Origin of the sequence: Arthrobacter sp. 2MCAF14 (assembly GCF_052115645.1) — a bacterium.
In the GTDB taxonomy this organism is placed as follows: Bacteria; Actinomycetota; Actinomycetes; order Actinomycetales; family Micrococcaceae; genus Arthrobacter.
In genome coordinates this window covers 1-14,816 of sequence record NZ_JBFRHB010000062.1, presented here as the reverse complement: position 1 = coordinate 14,816, position 14,816 = coordinate 1, and the positions used below count along the sequence as shown (strand labels likewise).

The following is a 14,816-nucleotide window of genomic DNA, read 5'->3' as shown; positions in this document are numbered from 1 at the left end:
CCGCCCACCCAGCCACCCGGCGCAACCAGGACCAACAGTGGAACACCGAAGGGCAGCGAGGCCTGGCACCCCAGCATGCTCCCTGCCCGCACAACGAGCCGAACCGGATTCAAATCATCAGCCCGGGCACATCGGTGGATCGAGGCTAAAGCCGCCAGCCCGAGGGAATCCAGGTACGCCGTGATCCGTCCGGGCCCGCAACCGATGTCGGCAACCGCCCGGCCTCCGGAGGAACGCACGAGCTCGGCGAACGCGCCGAGCATGGCCCGGTCAAAGGGTTTGGTGTCGAGTTCGTTGCGCAGGAGTTCAGCGTAATCGGCGGCTACCGTGTTGTAGGCGGCGCGAGTGGCATGCAGATCCGAGGGTTCAGTCATGCAAAGAACCCTATTCTCTGCGGTCGGCGCATTCCTTGCGCCCTGCGGAAAACCCGGCCGGAAATGGCCTTGAGGTCGCGGAGCCGCAACGATCCGTAGATGTCGGTAACGATGTGCCTGCCAGTTGCAGATATCCCGTTCCGGGCCCCGGGTGCGGGATTATTCTCAAGTATGCGCAGGTTGTGGGCCGCCATTGCATTGACCACGACGGCGGCGCTCTGGTCGGGATGCGAACCTCAAGTCACCGTTTGTCCGGCAATTGCGATGGCCCCCGTGGTCTCCCTGACAATTACGGCAGAGTACGCGCCAACGATCAAAACCATCCATTTGAAGGCATGCCAGGACGGGAAATGCCGCGAGGGTGATTTGGAGCTGCGCCCGGGCAGCGTGTCGCTCCCTCAATCCTGCGGGCCGGAACCTGAAGGGTCATGCTCTGCCGTCACATCACCGGATGGCACCCGCTATGGCTTCCTCAACATGGGAACACTGACGTCCTCGCCTATCGATGCCGAAGTGACTGGCACGGACACAAACGGCGGGACCTTGCCCGTCAGGACACTCAACTTCACCCCGAAAAGCGCCAAACCGTGGGGCGAGCAGTGCCAGACCGCCATCACGGCAAGCCTCGTGCTCGATGCCCACGGTCTGCGGCAGTCCTGAACACCCCGCGCACCTCACCCCCGCACCACGGCAAATCCCGGCATGCAGCGACATCTCGGCGCGGCGTCAGATCTCGCCGAATCCCTGTTCCACCAGCCGCCTGACGTAATCCACGGCCTTCGATGAATCTTTGCCCCAAGCCTCGACCTTGAGCTTGCCGCCCTTGCCCACGGCGAGGCTCATGAGTTCCATAATCGAGGTGCCATCGACGCCATTTACCGTTGCCTCGACATCCAGGCCGGCAAGTCCGCCAGCAATTTTGGCCGCAGGCCTGGCGTGCATTCCCATGGGATTTACGAGCTCGAACTCACCGCTTTCCGCCGGTTCGCCCCTGCCTTGGGATTCTGCCGGCCCCGCCGCCTCAAAAACGGGCTCCTGACCGAAACGCACCGCCTCGGCGGCGGCCTTCACTGCGGCCGCCGGGGCACCACCCTGGGTGGCCACTGCGGCCGCAACGAGGCCCTCAACCAAGGGAGCGTCGGCAAGGAGGACCTTTTCCGGCTCGCTGCAGAACTCCGCGGCTGATTCTGCCGTCATGACCGCGGAACCAAGGTCCGTCAGGACCACCACACCATCCCCTGAAGCCTCCCCGAGTCCTGCCTCGAATGCGGCGATCGTTTTCTCCAGGTCCGTGCCAATCCGGCCATCATCCGTGCCGCCGACGGCGTAGAACTTCACATCGGGGGCCATCTGCGCCGCCAATTCCACGGCACCTTCCGCGATTTTCCGGCTGTGCGAGACCACCACCAAGCCCACCGTCATTCAGCGGCCCCTTCAAGAAATCCCGCAGCGGTAGCGGCTGCGCGCAACAACAAGGCAGAAGACGCAGCCCCTGGATCGCGGTGACCTGCGCTGCGTTCACCGAGGTAGCTTGCGCGCCCCTTGCGGGCTACCAACGGATCTGTCGTGACGGCACCAACCTCGGCAGCCTCGGCCGCCGCAGCCAACACCGCCACAGCATCTCCACCGGCCACCAGGACCTCGTCCGCGGCTTCCACAGCCGGAGACCAGGCGTCCACCATGGTTTTATCGCCAAGCTCCGCCTTACCGCGGGCAACAATTCCGTCCCGGGCTGCGGTCAGTGCGCCGGCGAGCGCCGCTGCATCAACGTCCGCGCTTTCTCCCAGCGCCGTGGCCGCCCGAAGATACGCGGTTCCATACAGCGGTCCGGCCGCCCCGCCCACCTTTGACATCAGCGCCATCGCGGCCAGTTTCAGGGCTGCGCCAGGTGTCTCGGGCGGAGTCTGGGCAAGTTTCTCCATGACGGCCTGGAATCCCCGGTCCATGTTTTCGCCGTGGTCGGAGTCGCCTATCGCACGGTCCAGCGCAATCAATTCCTCCCGATGCTCGGACATGAGCCGAGCGGAGAGGGTCAACCATTGGACCGCCCATTCGACCCCCAGGCCCACTGTCACATCCCCCAACGCAGGGCCGGAGTATGGACGGGTGCGTCCCACAGGGCGGTCAGTTCGTCATCGAGCCGCAGTACCGAGATGGAGCAGCCTTGCATCTCAAGCGACGTGACATAGTTGCCCACCAGTGAGCGCTCCACCTTGGCTCCTCTTTCCGCGAGGATCTGGGCCGCCCGGCGGTAGACAATGTACAACTCACTGAGGGGCGTACCGCCCATTCCGTTGACGAAGAGCAGCACCTCTTCACCGGCCTTGATCCCGAGATCCTCCAGGACGGGGTCCAATAGGCGGCTGGTGATGGCGTCGGCTCCCTCCATGGCGATCCGGTGCCTGCCCGGTTCGCCGTGAATGCCGATGCCGATTTCGATTTCGTCGTCAGCGAGTTCAAAGCTGGGTACCCCGGCATGCGGCACGGTGCAGCCGGACAAGGCGACGCCCATAGTGCGCACGTTGCGGACGACTCCCTCCGCCACACCCGCGACGGCCTCCAGCGAATCCCCACGCTCCGCTGCCGCGCCGGCAATCTTTTCGACCAGCACAGTGCCACCCACGCCGCGACGGCCTGCCGTATACAGGGAATCCTCCACAGCGACGTCGTCGTTGACGAGAACCGAGCGGACGCTGATTCCTTCAGCCTGGGCCATCTCTGCCGCGGTCTCGAAGTTCAGCACGTCACCGGTGTAGTTCTTCACGATGTGTATGACGCCGGCGCCTGAATCGACTGCGGCGGTCGCCGGAATGATCTGGTCAGGAGTGGGCGAGGTGAACACGGCACCCGGCACGGCGGCGTCGAGCATTCCGTGCCCCACAAAGCCGGCATGAAGGGGCTCGTGGCCGCTCCCACCTCCCGACACAAGCGCCACCTTGCCGGCCACGGGCGCTCCTTTTCGAACGACGAAGATGGGGTCCGTATGGACGTCCACGAGATCGGCATGGGCCATGCCGAAACCTTCGACAGACTCGTCCACCACCGAGCGGGGATCGTTGATGAGCTTTTTCATGGCGCGCTCCTGGGGCGTTGCTGGTAGGTGATTTGACCCTACTACCAGCGCCCCGGGCACGGTAGGGGAACGGTCCGTATGTGGGGACGTGCAACACAGAACCCAGCGACGGAAACGCAGAAGGGACAACCCCCAATGGTTGTCCCTTCTGAAAAACCTTCCGGCATCCGCCCGGTCAGTGCGGGGGCCCGCCCACCGTCAAACGACCGATGCTGAAGTTTTGGGGTGTTGCGTCTTTGGCCATCGAGTCGGGCCAAAGATCCATGCACCCGGACCGCATGCAACCTCCGGTCCCCTGCTTGCGCGACTCCGGTGTGGCGCCGGGACGCGGCATGTCAATTTGGAAACCTGAAAAGTCCGGAAACATAACGTGGTACTTCATTTCTCGCCTCCACAGTATGGTTGGCCCGCCGCAACCGAGCCTCAATTAGTTTATCCATCAAGTTGATATACGTAAAGAGGTCAGGGCTGGCACATACAGGAGCCAAGGAGAAGAAGCGGAGCTAAAGGACCTTGATCATGCGGGTGTTGCCCAGGGTATTGGGCTTCACGCGGGCGAGATCCAGGAACTCGGCCACGCCTTCGTCATGGGAACGCAGCAATTCCGAGTAGACCTGGGGATCGACGGCGGTTTGGTCCGCCATGACTTCGAATCCGTGGCGCTTGAAGAAGTCCACTTCGAACGTCAGGCAGAAGACACGCGCAACCCCCAAGGCCCGGGCGTCCTCCAGGAGTTGCTGGACAAGGACGTGACCCACGCCTTTGCCTCGCCAGTTGTCGTCCGCCGCCAAGGTGCGCACCTCGGCCAGGTCCTCCCACATGACGTGCAGGGCACCGCAACCGATCACCTCGCCATCGGACGATTCGGCAATCCGGAACTCCTGAAGGCTCTCGTAGTAGGCCACCGTCTCCTTGGCCATCAGGATTCGCTGCTCCGCCAGAGGCGCTACAAGCCGCTTGATCGCGGCAACATCGCCGGTGCGGGCAGGGCGGATACTGAACGTCGAAGTCACAGCCACAATCTTACGAGGCCGAAGGCGCCTAAAGCCCCAGGTCCTCAGGAAGAGGAACGTCCTGTCCAAGTACCTGCCTGGAAAGGAAGTGCTCCACGACGCCGTACCAGACCTTGGCGTGCTGCGGCTGCAGGATCCAATGGTTCTCGTCAGGGAAGTACAGGAAGCGGTGCTGGGTCTCACCGTTCTCATCGGCGGGCAGCCCGGAACTGGAAAGCAGTTCGTACCAAAGCCTCAGGCCCTCGCCGATCGGCACTCGGTAGTCCTTGTCGCCGTGGATCACCAGCATGGGTGTCTTGATCTTCCCGACATGGAGATGGGGCGAGTTGTCCAGTGCCATCTCTGCGGTCATTTCCTTGAGCCAGTACTGCGAAGCGTCCGTTGTGGGCCCGAACTGGTCCATGGCCCACAGACTGGCGTGCGTCACGATCGCCTTGAAACGATCCGTGTGCCCGGCCACCCAGTTGGCCATGTATCCGCCGAACGACCCACCCATGGCGGCTGTCCGCGCCTGGTCAATGTCGGGCCGCTGGACCACTGCGTCGGTGATGGACATAAGGTCCGTATACGGCGCCTTGCCCCATTCGCCCCAGCCGCGCTGGATGAATTGCTGGCCGTACCCGGTGGACAATGCCGGGTCCGGCAGCAGCACGGCATACCCCTTCGACACGAGCAGCCATGGATTCCACCGCCAGGTCCAGGCATTCCACGAGCCCAACGGCCCGCCGTGGATCCACAACAGCAAGGGCGCCGGATTCGCCCCCGACGCGCCTTCCGGGAGCGCGAGGTAGGCCGGAACCCTCGAACCATCAGCCGCGCTCGTCTCCACCCGCTCCAACTTGCCTTTGATCGTGGGGCGCTCAGCGGGCGCGGGGAGCCGCTCGACGTCGCCCGAGGCGAGCTCGATCCGGACGGCTTCCGCCGGGAATTCATAAGAGCTGCGCAGCGCGAACGCACTCAGCCCATCCGGCGAAACCACGACGTCGGTGTACGCCGCCGCGTCCTGCGTCACCCGGGTGACCGTACCGTCCGCGACGGCGACCCGGAAGACCGGCGTCGCGCCGTCGTCGTCGGCCGTGACGAGGAGCGAGTGCCCGTCCGGCAGCCAGGCTGCGGGGTTGCCCCAGCGGTCCCAACCGGGCGCGAGGGGCTCTAGGTCAAGGGTTTCTCCCGCCCCGACGTTCAAGAGGTGGAGTTTGACCTGGGGTGCCTGCCCGGGGGTACTGTCGCTTTCGCTGACTACCGAGAGCATCTTGTTGTCAGGGCTGACCGGGCCCGGGAAATAGCTCATTCCCTCATGGTCAAGGAGCACCTTGATCGAGCCGGAGGCCACATCGACAGCGGCGAGCACAAAGCGCGTGTCCGCCTTCGCGAGCGGCTTGGCCAGGCTCGTATAGATCGTCTTGCCGTCCGGGCTGACCACCGCGTGGGTGTTGCGGAGGTTGCCGCCGACGTCGGGCGTCAGATTGCGCAGCTTCAGGGGTGCGGTTGCGTCCACGGTCGCGGGCTTCCCGGACTCAGCCGCGCCTCCGTTTTCCACGGCGAACAGCCTGGGCTGGGCCGGGCCCAGATCTGCGTCCCAGTAACGCACCGGGTAGCCGGTGTGCAGAATGGCCGCTACCTTGTTGTCCTTGCGGCTCTTGCGGCGCTCCTCGTCATTTTCCTCATCGGTGGAACCGGCAAGGACCGAGGCCGTCACGAAAGTTGCGTCCGCGGCAGACGCGGCCATGACGCCCCCGATTCCGCCTGCACGGGAGTGCACCACCCGGGCCTCACCGCCGTCGGCCGGCAGGAGCCACAACGCACTCACGGGATCCGCTTCGGGGCTGTCAGGATCGGGCCGTGCTGAGGTGAAGTAGAGGTCACCGTTGGCGGCAAACACCGCGCCGGTTTCTCCCTTGGCGCTGCGGGTGATGCGGCGGGCGTGCTTCTTTCCGGCAGGATCAAGCTCCCAAAGGGCCGTGACGTATTCAGTGCCCTTGGCGTTGAGTGTGGAAACCGTAGTGACCAGGCGGCTTCCGTCCGTGCTGAGAGCCAGGCCGCCGACCCGGGGGATGGCCAGGTAGTGGTCGAGATCGTGGAAAGGAGTTTCGGGTTGCGTGCTCGGGGTCTCGGAGGCATTCGAATCCATGCCCTGATTCAACACGCAATGTGCCCCAGATCACAAAAAGTTCACTAAGAGTGAAACAGTTATTTCAGATATTCACCCAACTGGCTCGCAGTTGTTGACGTTATGAGGCGCCAAAACGACAACAACTGCGATCTACTTGGGTCGGGTTAACGCAAAAACCCCGCCAGCTCCTTGAGGGGAGCGGGCGGGGCCTTTGAGTCGGCGGAACCTGAACCTAGGCGCTCGGAGCGATTTCCGGGATGCGCGGCTTGGCGTTGCCGGCGAAGGTGAACTTGGCCTCGTCGCCCTCGCCGTCCACATCGACCACCACGATGTCACCCGGGTGGAGCTCGCCGAAGAGGATCTTCTCGGAGAGCTGGTCCTCGATCTCGCGCTGGATGGTCCGGCGCAGCGGCCTGGCACCCATGGCGGGATCGTAGCCCCGGGTCGCCAGGAGGACCTTGGCGGCCGTGGTGAGCTCGATGCCCATGTCCTTGTCCTTGAGGCGGCCCTCGAGGCGCGTGACGAAGAGGTCCACGATCTCGATGATCTCGTCCTGCGTGAGCTGCGGGAACACCACGACGTCGTCAACGCGGTTGAGGAACTCGGGGCGGAAGTGCTGCTTGAGCTCTTCGGTGACCCGTGCCCGCATCCGGTTGTAGCCGGTGGTGGTGTCCGTACCGGACTGGAAACCGGTCGCCACGCTCTTGGAGATGTCGCGGGTACCCAGGTTGGTGGTCATGATGATCACCGTGTTCTTGAAGTCCACCACCCGGCCCTGGGAGTCGGTCAGGCGGCCGTCTTCCAGGATCTGCAGCAGCGAGTTGAAGAGATCGGCGTGGGCCTTCTCCACTTCGTCGAACAGCACCACGGAGAACGGACGACGGCGGACCTTCTCCGTCAACTGGCCGCCTTCTTCGTAGCCGACGTAGCCGGGAGGGGCACCGAAGAGACGCGAAACCGTGTGCTTCTCGGAGTACTCGGACATGTCCAGCGTGATGAGGGCGTCCTCTTCACCGAACAGGAATTCGGCCAGCGCTTTGGCGAGCTCGGTCTTGCCGACGCCGGTGGGGCCGGCGAAGATGAACGAGCCACCCGGACGCTTGGGGTCCTTCAGGCCTGCACGTGTGCGGCGGATCGCCTGGGAGAGGGCACGGATGGCCTCATCCTGGCCGACGACCCGCTTGTGCAGCTCGTCTTCCATCTTGAGGAGACGGCTGGATTCTTCCTCGGTGAGTTTGAAGACCGGGATGCCGGTGGAGTTCGCGAGAACTTCGGCAATCAGCTCCTCGTCCACCTCGGAAATATCATCCATGCCGCCGGACTTCCAGTTGCGTTCCTTCTCGGCACGCTCGGCAATGAGCTTCTGCTCCTTGTCGCGCAGCGAGGCGGCACCTTCGAAGTCCTGGGCGTCGATGGCGGATTCCTTCTCCATCTTCACTTCGGCGATGCGCTCATCCATGGCCTTGAGCTCCGGCGGGGCGGTCATGCGGCGGATGCGAAGCCGTGCACCTGCTTCATCGATCAGGTCGATCGCCTTGTCCGGCAGGAAGCGGTCAGAGATGTAGCGCTCGGCCAGCGTTGCAGCAGAAGCAAGGGCGCCGTCGGTGATAGTCACCCGGTGGTGCGCTTCGTAGCGGTCACGCAGGCCCTTGAGGATCTCGATCGCATGCGCGACGGAAGGCTCCTTGACCTGGATCGGCTGGAAGCGGCGCTCCAAGGCGGCGTCCTTCTCAATGTGCTTGCGGTACTCGTCCAGTGTGGTGGCACCAATGGTCTGGAGTTCACCACGGGCCAGCATCGGCTTGAGGATGGACGCGGCATCGATGGCACCTTCTGCAGCGCCGGCACCCACGAGCGTGTGGATCTCGTCGATGAAGAGGATGATGTCGCCGCGGGTCCGGATTTCCTTGAGGACCTTCTTCAGGCGCTCTTCGAAGTCACCACGGTAACGGGAACCGGCAACAAGGGAACCAAGGTCAAGCGTGTAGAGCTGCTTGTCCTTGATGGTCTCCGGCACATCTCCCCGGACAATCGCCTGGGCAAGGCCCTCGACGACGGCAGTCTTGCCGACGCCGGGCTCACCGATCAGCACGGGGTTGTTCTTGGTCCGACGGGAGAGGACCTGCATGACGCGTTCCATCTCCAGCTCACGGCCGATCACGGGATCAAGCTTGTTTTCCCGCGCCGCCTGGGTGAGGTTGCGGCCGAACTGGTCGAGCACTACCGAACCGGCGGGGGTGCCTTCCTGTTGGCCGGGACCTGAGCCGGGACCCGCAGTTTCTTTGCCCTGGTAGCCGGAAAGCAGCTGGATGACCTGCTGGCGGACGCGGTTGAGGTCGGCGCCAAGCTTGACCAGGACCTGCGCGGCAACGCCTTCACCCTCGCGGATGAGGCCGAGCAGGATGTGCTCGGTGCCGATGTAGTTGTGGCCGAGCTGCAGGGCTTCGCGGAGCGAGAGCTCAAGCACCTTCTTGGCACGCGGGGTGAAGGGGATGTGGCCCGACGGGGCTTGCTGGCCCTGGCCGATGATCTCCTGTACCTGCTCGCGGACGCCATCGAGCGAAATGCTCAGGGACTCCAGCGCCTTGGCGGCAACGCCCTCACCCTCGTGGATCAGACCCAAGAGGATGTGCTCGGTACCGATGTAGTTGTGGTTGAGCATGCGTGCCTCTTCTTGGGCAAGCACAACAACGCGACGGGCACGGTCCGTAAATCTCTCAAACATTTCGCCACACTCCTAGCTACGACGTACTTTGATGCTACGTGGCAACGCTGGAATTTTGGGGCGTGTTCGCCACAGGGGAAACATGGCCGCACCGGGAATAAGTCCGCTCAACTCGTCCGTGGGCCTCGGGATCACGGCGGAGACCGAATCCAGGGCTTCCACGGTCACGCCGCGCTTCCGTCGATACCCCCACGGGCCGGCCGCCGTCGTTCTTCCCGGCAAACGTGGTGACTGTCCACCGGATATGCCGGGTCGGCTCCAAGTCTTCCGGGGAATAGTGGAGGCACAGTGCCAAACGACATCGTTATCCCGGCGAGCCGTGCGGTTAAAAAACAATACCCCGGCCGTAGGGCCGGGGTATTGATACTTGGTGTTAGGAATTGGCCTTCTGGTAGGCTTCCTGAATTTCGGCCTGAATGCGGCCACGGCTGTTTACGGTATAACCGTTGTCGCGCGCCCATTGACGGATCTGTGCGGAGTCCTGGTTTCTGCCTGCGGCAACGCGGCTACGCGTTGCACGGCCGGTCGATGTCTTGCGCGCCTTAGCGACAAATGGCCCAAGAGCGTCCCGCAGCTTCGCAGCGTTGGCACTGGACAGGTCCATTTCGTAACTGACTCCGTCAAGGCCAAAGCGGACAGTTTCATCCGCGGAGCCCTCATCCAGGTCGTCAACGAGGATAATTTTGACTTTCTGTGCCATGAAAAGACTCTCTTTTGGAGGGGTCGGATATGCAGAATAGCTAGACTACTAATTAAAGATTATCGTCCAACGCATGGCACATCGTCAAAGGCTCGGCCAAAGGCATCCTCAAAGGGATCGCCAAAGACACTATTAAATCTTCTGGAGCGCCCGGAGAAAGAGCTATTTGGCAGGGGTTGAGCCGTCGCCCGCCGGCTTGGCAATTCCGAATCCGGCTTCTTCCTGGGCGCGGGCTTCTGCTTGGCGCTCTGATTTGTCCGCGTTGAAGATAGCCTTCATGGCAAACCAAAAGAGAAGTCCGACAACGACGGACGGTGCAAGAACGGCAATGTATTCCATGGTCAGTGCCCTTCGGGCTTGAGGAGTGGGAACAGGATGGTTTCCCGGATGCCTGCTCCGGTGAACAGCATGACCAAGCGGTCGATGCCTAGGCCGATGCCGCCCATGGGCGGAGCACCGTATTCAAGGGCGCGCAGGAAGTCTTCATCCAGCTGCATGGCCTCGACATCGCCGGCTGCCGAACGACGCGACTGCTCCGTGAGGCGTTCGCGCTGGATGACGGGGTCGATCAGTTCGGAGAAGGCCGTGCCGCGTTCCATGCCGCCGATGATGAGGTCCCAGGCCTCGATCAGGCGGCCGTCCTCCCGATGCGGCCGGGCAAGGGGCTGCGCGGAGGGAGGGTAGTTGTAGACAAAGGTCGGGTTGAGCAGGGTGGGTTCGACGATCTCGCCAAACAACTCAACTACAACCTTTTCGGCATCCCACTTGGGATCCACCTTGACCTCGTGCTTGGCGGCAATCGCCTGCAGTTCCGCCACCGTGGTGTCCGGAGTGATTTCCTCGCCGATCGCCTCGGAGAGCCCGGGGTAGACGGCAACCCAAGCCCATTCGCCGTCGAGGTCGATCTCTCCGGCGTGGGTCTGGATGGTGCGGGTGCCCACGACGTCGGCGACGTTCAGGATGATTTCCTTCATGCGCTCGGCCATGACGAACTGGTCCGCCCACGCCTCGTAGCATTCCAACGTGGTGAATTCGGGGCTGTGCGTCGAGTCGACGCCTTCGTTGCGGAAGACGCGGCCCATGTCGTAGACGCGGTCGATTCCGCCCACGACGGCGCGCTTGAGGAAGAGCTCGGTAGCGATACGCAGCGTCATCTTCTGGTCGAAGGCATTCATGTGCGTCTCGAACGGGCGTGCCGTGGCACCGCCGTGGACGAGCTGCAGGATGGGGGTCTCCACTTCCACATAGCCGCGGCGGTCCAGGGTGTCGCGGACCGAGCGGGTAATCGCTGCGCGGGTGTAGACCATTTCCCGGGCTTCGTCGCGGACCATGAGGTCCACGTAGCGCTGCCTGACACGGGTTTCCTCATTCAGTTCGGCGTGCAGCACCGGCAACGGGCGCAAGGCCTTGGAGGCCATCGACCAGGAGTCGGCCATGACGGACAGCTCGCCACGCCTGGAGGAAATGACTTCGCCCTTGATGAAGACGTGGTCGCCGAGGTCCACCAGAGCTTTCCAGTCCGCGAGAGTTTCCTCGCCGACATTCGCGAGGCTGAGCATCGCCTGCAGGCGCACGCCCTTCCCGTCCACACCGCCTTCCTGGAGGGTGGCGAAGCAGAGCTTGCCCGTGTTGCGCACGAACACGACGCGGCCGGTGATGCCCACGATGTCGCCGGTGGTTTCGTCAGCCTGGAGATGGGCGTACTTCTCGCGGATCTCAGCGAGGGAATGCGTCCGCTCAACACCCACCGGGTAGGCCTCGGTGCCGCGCTCAATCAGCTTGCTGCGCTTGTCCATGCGGATGCGCATCTGTTCGCTGGCGTCGGCTGGCTCGGCGGCGGTGTGCGGGGATGGGGTGTTTGCGGAAGTCACAATCCACAAGTTTACCGGGGATTCCTTAGAGTTCCCTATCTTCCCACCCCGCCCCCGCGGCAACATAGACTCGGGCTGTGGAGACATGGACAGTTGAAACGGACGACGACGGCGGCCACCTCGAGGTGCACTCCTTCCGGCCGGTAGCCGAAGCGTCCATTCCCGGCGCTTCGAGCGCTACGGAGGAGCCCGGCGTCGTCCTCGTTCACGGCACCTTGGTGACCGATTCCCTTTACTGGCCATTCGCCCGGAACCTGAGCGTCCTGCTCGGCCGGCCGGTGCATTCCTACAACCGGCGCGGCCGCGGCCGGTCGGCACCGCAGCCGCCCGGCTACTCCGCTGCGACGGAGACCAGCGACTTGCTTTCCGTGATGGAAGCGAGCGGATCCACCGATGTTGTTGGCCACAGCTATGGCGGATTCGTCGCGCTCCAGGCGGCGCTGCGTGCACCAATTTCCCGCCTCGTCACTTACGACGCCGCGGTTTCCCTCTCCGGCAACTTGAACGGGCGCTGGCGACCGCAATTGGAAGAGGCCGTCACCGCGGGCCAGCTCGACAACGCCTGGGCGCATTTGGTCCAGGGGCTGGGCACGGCCGGCCCGATTTCCTATTTGCCGCTCGGGGCGCTGCGGGTGATCAGCATCCTCTCCGCCAAGACGAGGTTGGGATCCGAGATGCGGGAACTGCTCCCGACGGCGGTGTTGGAGATGCGCGCGATCATTGACGCCGACTCGCATATCCAAGACTATGCGGAGTTGAAAACGCCAACGCTGATGCTAAGTGGCGGATGGAGTCCGGCGTACTTTGCCGAAACCGGTCGGCAGCTTGCAGCTGCCATACCGGCGGTGGACTTCTCGATAGTCCCACTCCAGTTCCACGAGGGTCCTCTCCGGCCAGGCAAGCAGCTCGCTGTGAGGATTGCCCGCTACCTGGCACCTGGCGCCGTCACCCTAGGATGAAGCGGTGATAGAACGTGAGGTCCCCACCCCCGACGGCGGCAAGCTCGCCTTGTACAGTTACGGCTCGGCGGATGCTCCGGGAGAGCACCGCGTGGTGCTCATCGGGGGCGCATTCCTGACCGCGCTCATCTACAGGCCTTTTTCCATGGCGCTATCCAACGGACTCGGCGAAGGTTGGGCAGTCGACGTCTACGATCGCAGGGGCCGCGGCAGCTCGACGGAACTACCCGCAAACTACTCCATGGCCACGGAGATTGCGGACGTGCGGAGCATCATGGACGCCACAGGCGCCAGGAACCTCCTTGGCCACAGCCTTGGCGGATCCGTGGCACTGAACGCCGTGCAGGAGTTTGCGGGGACAAGCTACGAACCTGACAAACTTGCCGTGTACGACGCCGCCGTGAACATCGACGGGAGCATGGACATGGGCTGGTTGGAAGGCTTTGCCCAATCCGTGGATAGCGGAAATGTAGGGCGTGCCATGGCCAGGATGAAGAGGGGCATGCAGCCTGGCACCGCCTTGGCGCGAATCCCGGAGCCCATCCTGGCCGGACTCATGGCCCTCGTTTCCCACACCAAGGTCAACAAGGTCCTCAGGGGACTCATGCCAACGGGCGTGGCAGAACTCAAAGCCGCCTACGACGAAGCTGCGCGCCCGCGGGACTTCTCCGTGCTCCCCCGAAGCACGCAATTTATCGTGGGCAGCAAAAGCCCCGAATACTACAAGGTCACTGCAGAGCGGCTGTACGCAGCCGTCCCCGGAAGCACGCTGGTGGTATCGCCAAAAGGCTTTCACGGATCCATTCCTGCCGCGGTCAAGGAACTCGTGACGGACCTTTCCAGCTATTTCAAGGACTGACGGAACCCCGCGGCTCCGTTAGGCTCGAAGGATGACGCGCGAGAACATCACAACGGCCGACGGCGGAACCCTCGAGCTCTTCACGACGGGCGGTGAGCTTGCCGGTGGCGGCTCCGGCGTCGTCGTCGTGCCCGCCTCGATGGTGACCGCCGCAGACTACTCCAAGTTTGCCCAGAAACTCAGTGCCGCCCTTGGTCGCCCGGTCCACACCTTCAACCGCCGCGGCCGTGGTGAATCGTCGCCGCAGCCCGAGGACTACACCCTCGACGTCGACATCCGGGATCTTTCCGAAGTCATGAAGCACACCGCCAGCACCGATGTCTTCGGCCACAGCTTCGGAGGCGCAGTTGCCCTGCACGCGGCGCGCACGCTACCGGTGGAACGCCTGGCGGTCTACGACCCCGCAGTCTCCGTCAACCACAGCGTGAAGGCCGAGTGGACGAGCGAATACGAGCGCGCGACGGCGGCTGGAGACTTTGACCGCGGGCTCGCTGTGCTTGTGAAGGGCGTCGAGACGGAGGGCGCCTTCGCGCGGATGCCGCTGTCCATGCTGACACTCGTCACCAAGCTGACGTCGGGCACTCCCATGGGAAAGCAGATGCGTGAGCTCATGCAGGCCGGCGTGCGTGAGATCAAGGCAGTCATCGCCGCGGACATGCCCGCGGAGCCGTTCCTTGAGCTGCCGCTGGAAACGCTCATTGTGGTGGGGGAAAAGAGCCCCGCCTACTTCGGTGTGGCATGCGGCCAGATCCATGACGTGCTCTCCGGATCGAGCTACACCATCCTCCCCGGCCACGGCCACGACGGCGTGATCCGCGCACCCGACAAGCTCATCGCCGAGCTTTCCGACTTCTTCTCGGGCTAAACGCCGGCTCACTTATAGGGGGTTCTGGCGGGATGCCGGCTCACTTATAGGGGGTCCCGGCGGGATGCCGGCTCGTTTATAGGGGGGTTCCGGCGGGACGCGGGCTCGTTTTTGCCGGGGGTGTTTTAAATGGGTCAGGCCCCGACACGTGGTGTCGGGGCCTGACCGTTAATGGTTGTCCGGCGGTGTCCTACTCTCCCACACCCTCCCGGGTGCAGTACCATCGGCGCTGTGGGTCTTAGCTTCCGGGTTCGGAATGGGACC

13 protein-coding genes, 1 rRNA gene and 1 pseudogene are annotated in these 14,816 nt (G+C 63.5%); 4 read left to right on the top strand and 11 right to left on the bottom strand.

Features of this window, described 5'->3' with window-relative positions:
- Positions 1 to 374 (bottom strand): annotated as a pseudogene (locus tag AB4074_RS23605) (hypothetical protein); the annotation flags it as partial.
- 477 nt (positions 375 to 851) lie between these two features.
- Here AB4074_RS23605 and AB4074_RS23600 point away from each other — a divergent pair.
- Positions 852 to 1,034, top strand: a complete 183-nt coding sequence (locus AB4074_RS23600; protein ID WP_441415563.1) for a hypothetical protein — start codon at positions 852 to 854, stop codon at positions 1,032 to 1,034.
- A gap of 66 nt (positions 1,035 to 1,100) precedes the next feature.
- Here the strand turns inward: AB4074_RS23600 and dhaM are convergent, their stop codons facing one another.
- From dhaM to lysS, 9 genes are all read right to left on the bottom strand, one after another.
- Positions 1,101 to 1,796 (bottom strand): dihydroxyacetone kinase phosphoryl donor subunit DhaM, encoded by a 696-nt coding sequence (dhaM, locus tag AB4074_RS23595; protein ID WP_441415562.1) that lies wholly within the window; start codon positions 1,794 to 1,796, stop codon positions 1,101 to 1,103.
- On the bottom strand, positions 1,793 to 2,443 hold the full coding sequence (gene dhaL / locus AB4074_RS23590) for a dihydroxyacetone kinase subunit DhaL (RefSeq protein WP_441415564.1): 651 nt from the start codon (positions 2,441 to 2,443) through the stop codon (positions 1,793 to 1,795). Before dhaL ends, dhaM begins: the two co-directional genes overlap by 4 nt.
- A 2-nt stretch (positions 2,444 to 2,445) precedes the next feature.
- Positions 2,446 to 3,447: a dihydroxyacetone kinase subunit DhaK gene (gene dhaK, locus AB4074_RS23585; RefSeq protein WP_236814121.1), complete on the bottom strand. Its 1,002-nt coding sequence runs from the start codon at positions 3,445 to 3,447 to the stop codon at positions 2,446 to 2,448.
- Positions 3,448 to 3,950: 503 nt separating this feature from the next.
- Complete coding sequence (locus AB4074_RS23580; protein WP_059388339.1) at positions 3,951 to 4,460, bottom strand: amino-acid N-acetyltransferase; 510 nt, start codon at positions 4,458 to 4,460, stop codon at positions 3,951 to 3,953.
- 28 nt (positions 4,461 to 4,488) lie between these two features.
- Positions 4,489 to 6,591, bottom strand: coding sequence for a prolyl oligopeptidase family serine peptidase (locus tag AB4074_RS23575; RefSeq protein WP_441415561.1), 2,103 nt, complete (start codon positions 6,589 to 6,591; stop codon positions 4,489 to 4,491).
- Positions 6,592 to 6,805: 214 nt separating this feature from the next.
- The gene (locus AB4074_RS23570; RefSeq protein WP_078106967.1) at positions 6,806 to 9,298 is read right to left on the bottom strand and encodes an ATP-dependent Clp protease ATP-binding subunit; all 2,493 of its coding nucleotides are present in this window, start codon (positions 9,296 to 9,298) and stop codon (positions 6,806 to 6,808) included.
- A 373-nt stretch (positions 9,299 to 9,671) separates the two neighbouring features.
- The gene (locus AB4074_RS23565) at positions 9,672 to 9,998 is read right to left on the bottom strand and encodes a histone-like nucleoid-structuring protein Lsr2 (protein ID WP_236814113.1); all 327 of its coding nucleotides are present in this window, start codon (positions 9,996 to 9,998) and stop codon (positions 9,672 to 9,674) included.
- A gap of 162 nt (positions 9,999 to 10,160) precedes the next feature.
- Entirely contained in the window at positions 10,161 to 10,337 is a 177-nt protein-coding gene (locus AB4074_RS23560) for a hypothetical protein (RefSeq protein WP_172465751.1), read from the bottom strand.
- A 2-nt stretch (positions 10,338 to 10,339) separates the two neighbouring features.
- The gene (gene lysS, locus AB4074_RS23555; protein WP_441415560.1) at positions 10,340 to 11,869 is read right to left on the bottom strand and encodes a lysine--tRNA ligase; all 1,530 of its coding nucleotides are present in this window, start codon (positions 11,867 to 11,869) and stop codon (positions 10,340 to 10,342) included.
- Positions 11,870 to 11,946: 77 nt separating this feature from the next.
- Here lysS and AB4074_RS23550 point away from each other — a divergent pair, with 77 nt between their 5' ends.
- The 3 genes from AB4074_RS23550 to AB4074_RS23540 are packed head-to-tail and all read left to right on the top strand — an operon-like array spanning position 11,947 to position 14,552.
- On the top strand, positions 11,947 to 12,828 hold the full coding sequence (locus AB4074_RS23550; protein WP_441415559.1) for an alpha/beta fold hydrolase: 882 nt from the start codon (positions 11,947 to 11,949) through the stop codon (positions 12,826 to 12,828).
- Positions 12,829 to 12,832: 4 nt separating this feature from the next.
- The gene (locus tag AB4074_RS23545) at positions 12,833 to 13,687 is read left to right on the top strand and encodes an alpha/beta fold hydrolase (protein WP_441415558.1); all 855 of its coding nucleotides are present in this window, start codon (positions 12,833 to 12,835) and stop codon (positions 13,685 to 13,687) included.
- Between the two features lie 31 nt (positions 13,688 to 13,718).
- Positions 13,719 to 14,552 (top strand): alpha/beta fold hydrolase, encoded by an 834-nt coding sequence (locus AB4074_RS23540; RefSeq protein ID WP_441415557.1) that lies wholly within the window; start codon positions 13,719 to 13,721, stop codon positions 14,550 to 14,552.
- A 177-nt stretch (positions 14,553 to 14,729) separates the two neighbouring features.
- Here the strand turns inward: AB4074_RS23540 and rrf are convergent.
- Positions 14,730 to 14,816, bottom strand: a 5S ribosomal RNA gene (gene rrf, locus AB4074_RS23535); the annotation flags it as partial.

Coding starts and splice junctions, on each gene's coding strand:
- AB4074_RS23600 (WP_441415563.1), top strand. CDS start 852: ATGGGAACACTGACGTCCTCGCCTATCGATGCCGAAGTGACTGGCACG.
- dhaM (WP_441415562.1), bottom strand. CDS start 1,796: ATGACGGTGGGCTTGGTGGTGGTCTCGCACAGCCGGAAAATCGCGGAA.
- dhaK (WP_236814121.1), bottom strand. CDS start 3,447: ATGAAAAAGCTCATCAACGATCCCCGCTCGGTGGTGGACGAGTCTGTC.
- AB4074_RS23575 (WP_441415561.1), bottom strand. CDS start 6,591: ATGGATTCGAATGCCTCCGAGACCCCGAGCACGCAACCCGAAACTCCT.
- AB4074_RS23570 (WP_078106967.1), bottom strand. CDS start 9,298: ATGTTTGAGAGATTTACGGACCGTGCCCGTCGCGTTGTTGTGCTTGCC.
- AB4074_RS23565 (WP_236814113.1), bottom strand. CDS start 9,998: ATGGCACAGAAAGTCAAAATTATCCTCGTTGACGACCTGGATGAGGGC.
- AB4074_RS23560 (WP_172465751.1), bottom strand. CDS start 10,337: ATGGAATACATTGCCGTTCTTGCACCGTCCGTCGTTGTCGGACTTCTC.
- AB4074_RS23540 (WP_441415557.1), top strand. CDS start 13,719: ATGACGCGCGAGAACATCACAACGGCCGACGGCGGAACCCTCGAGCTC.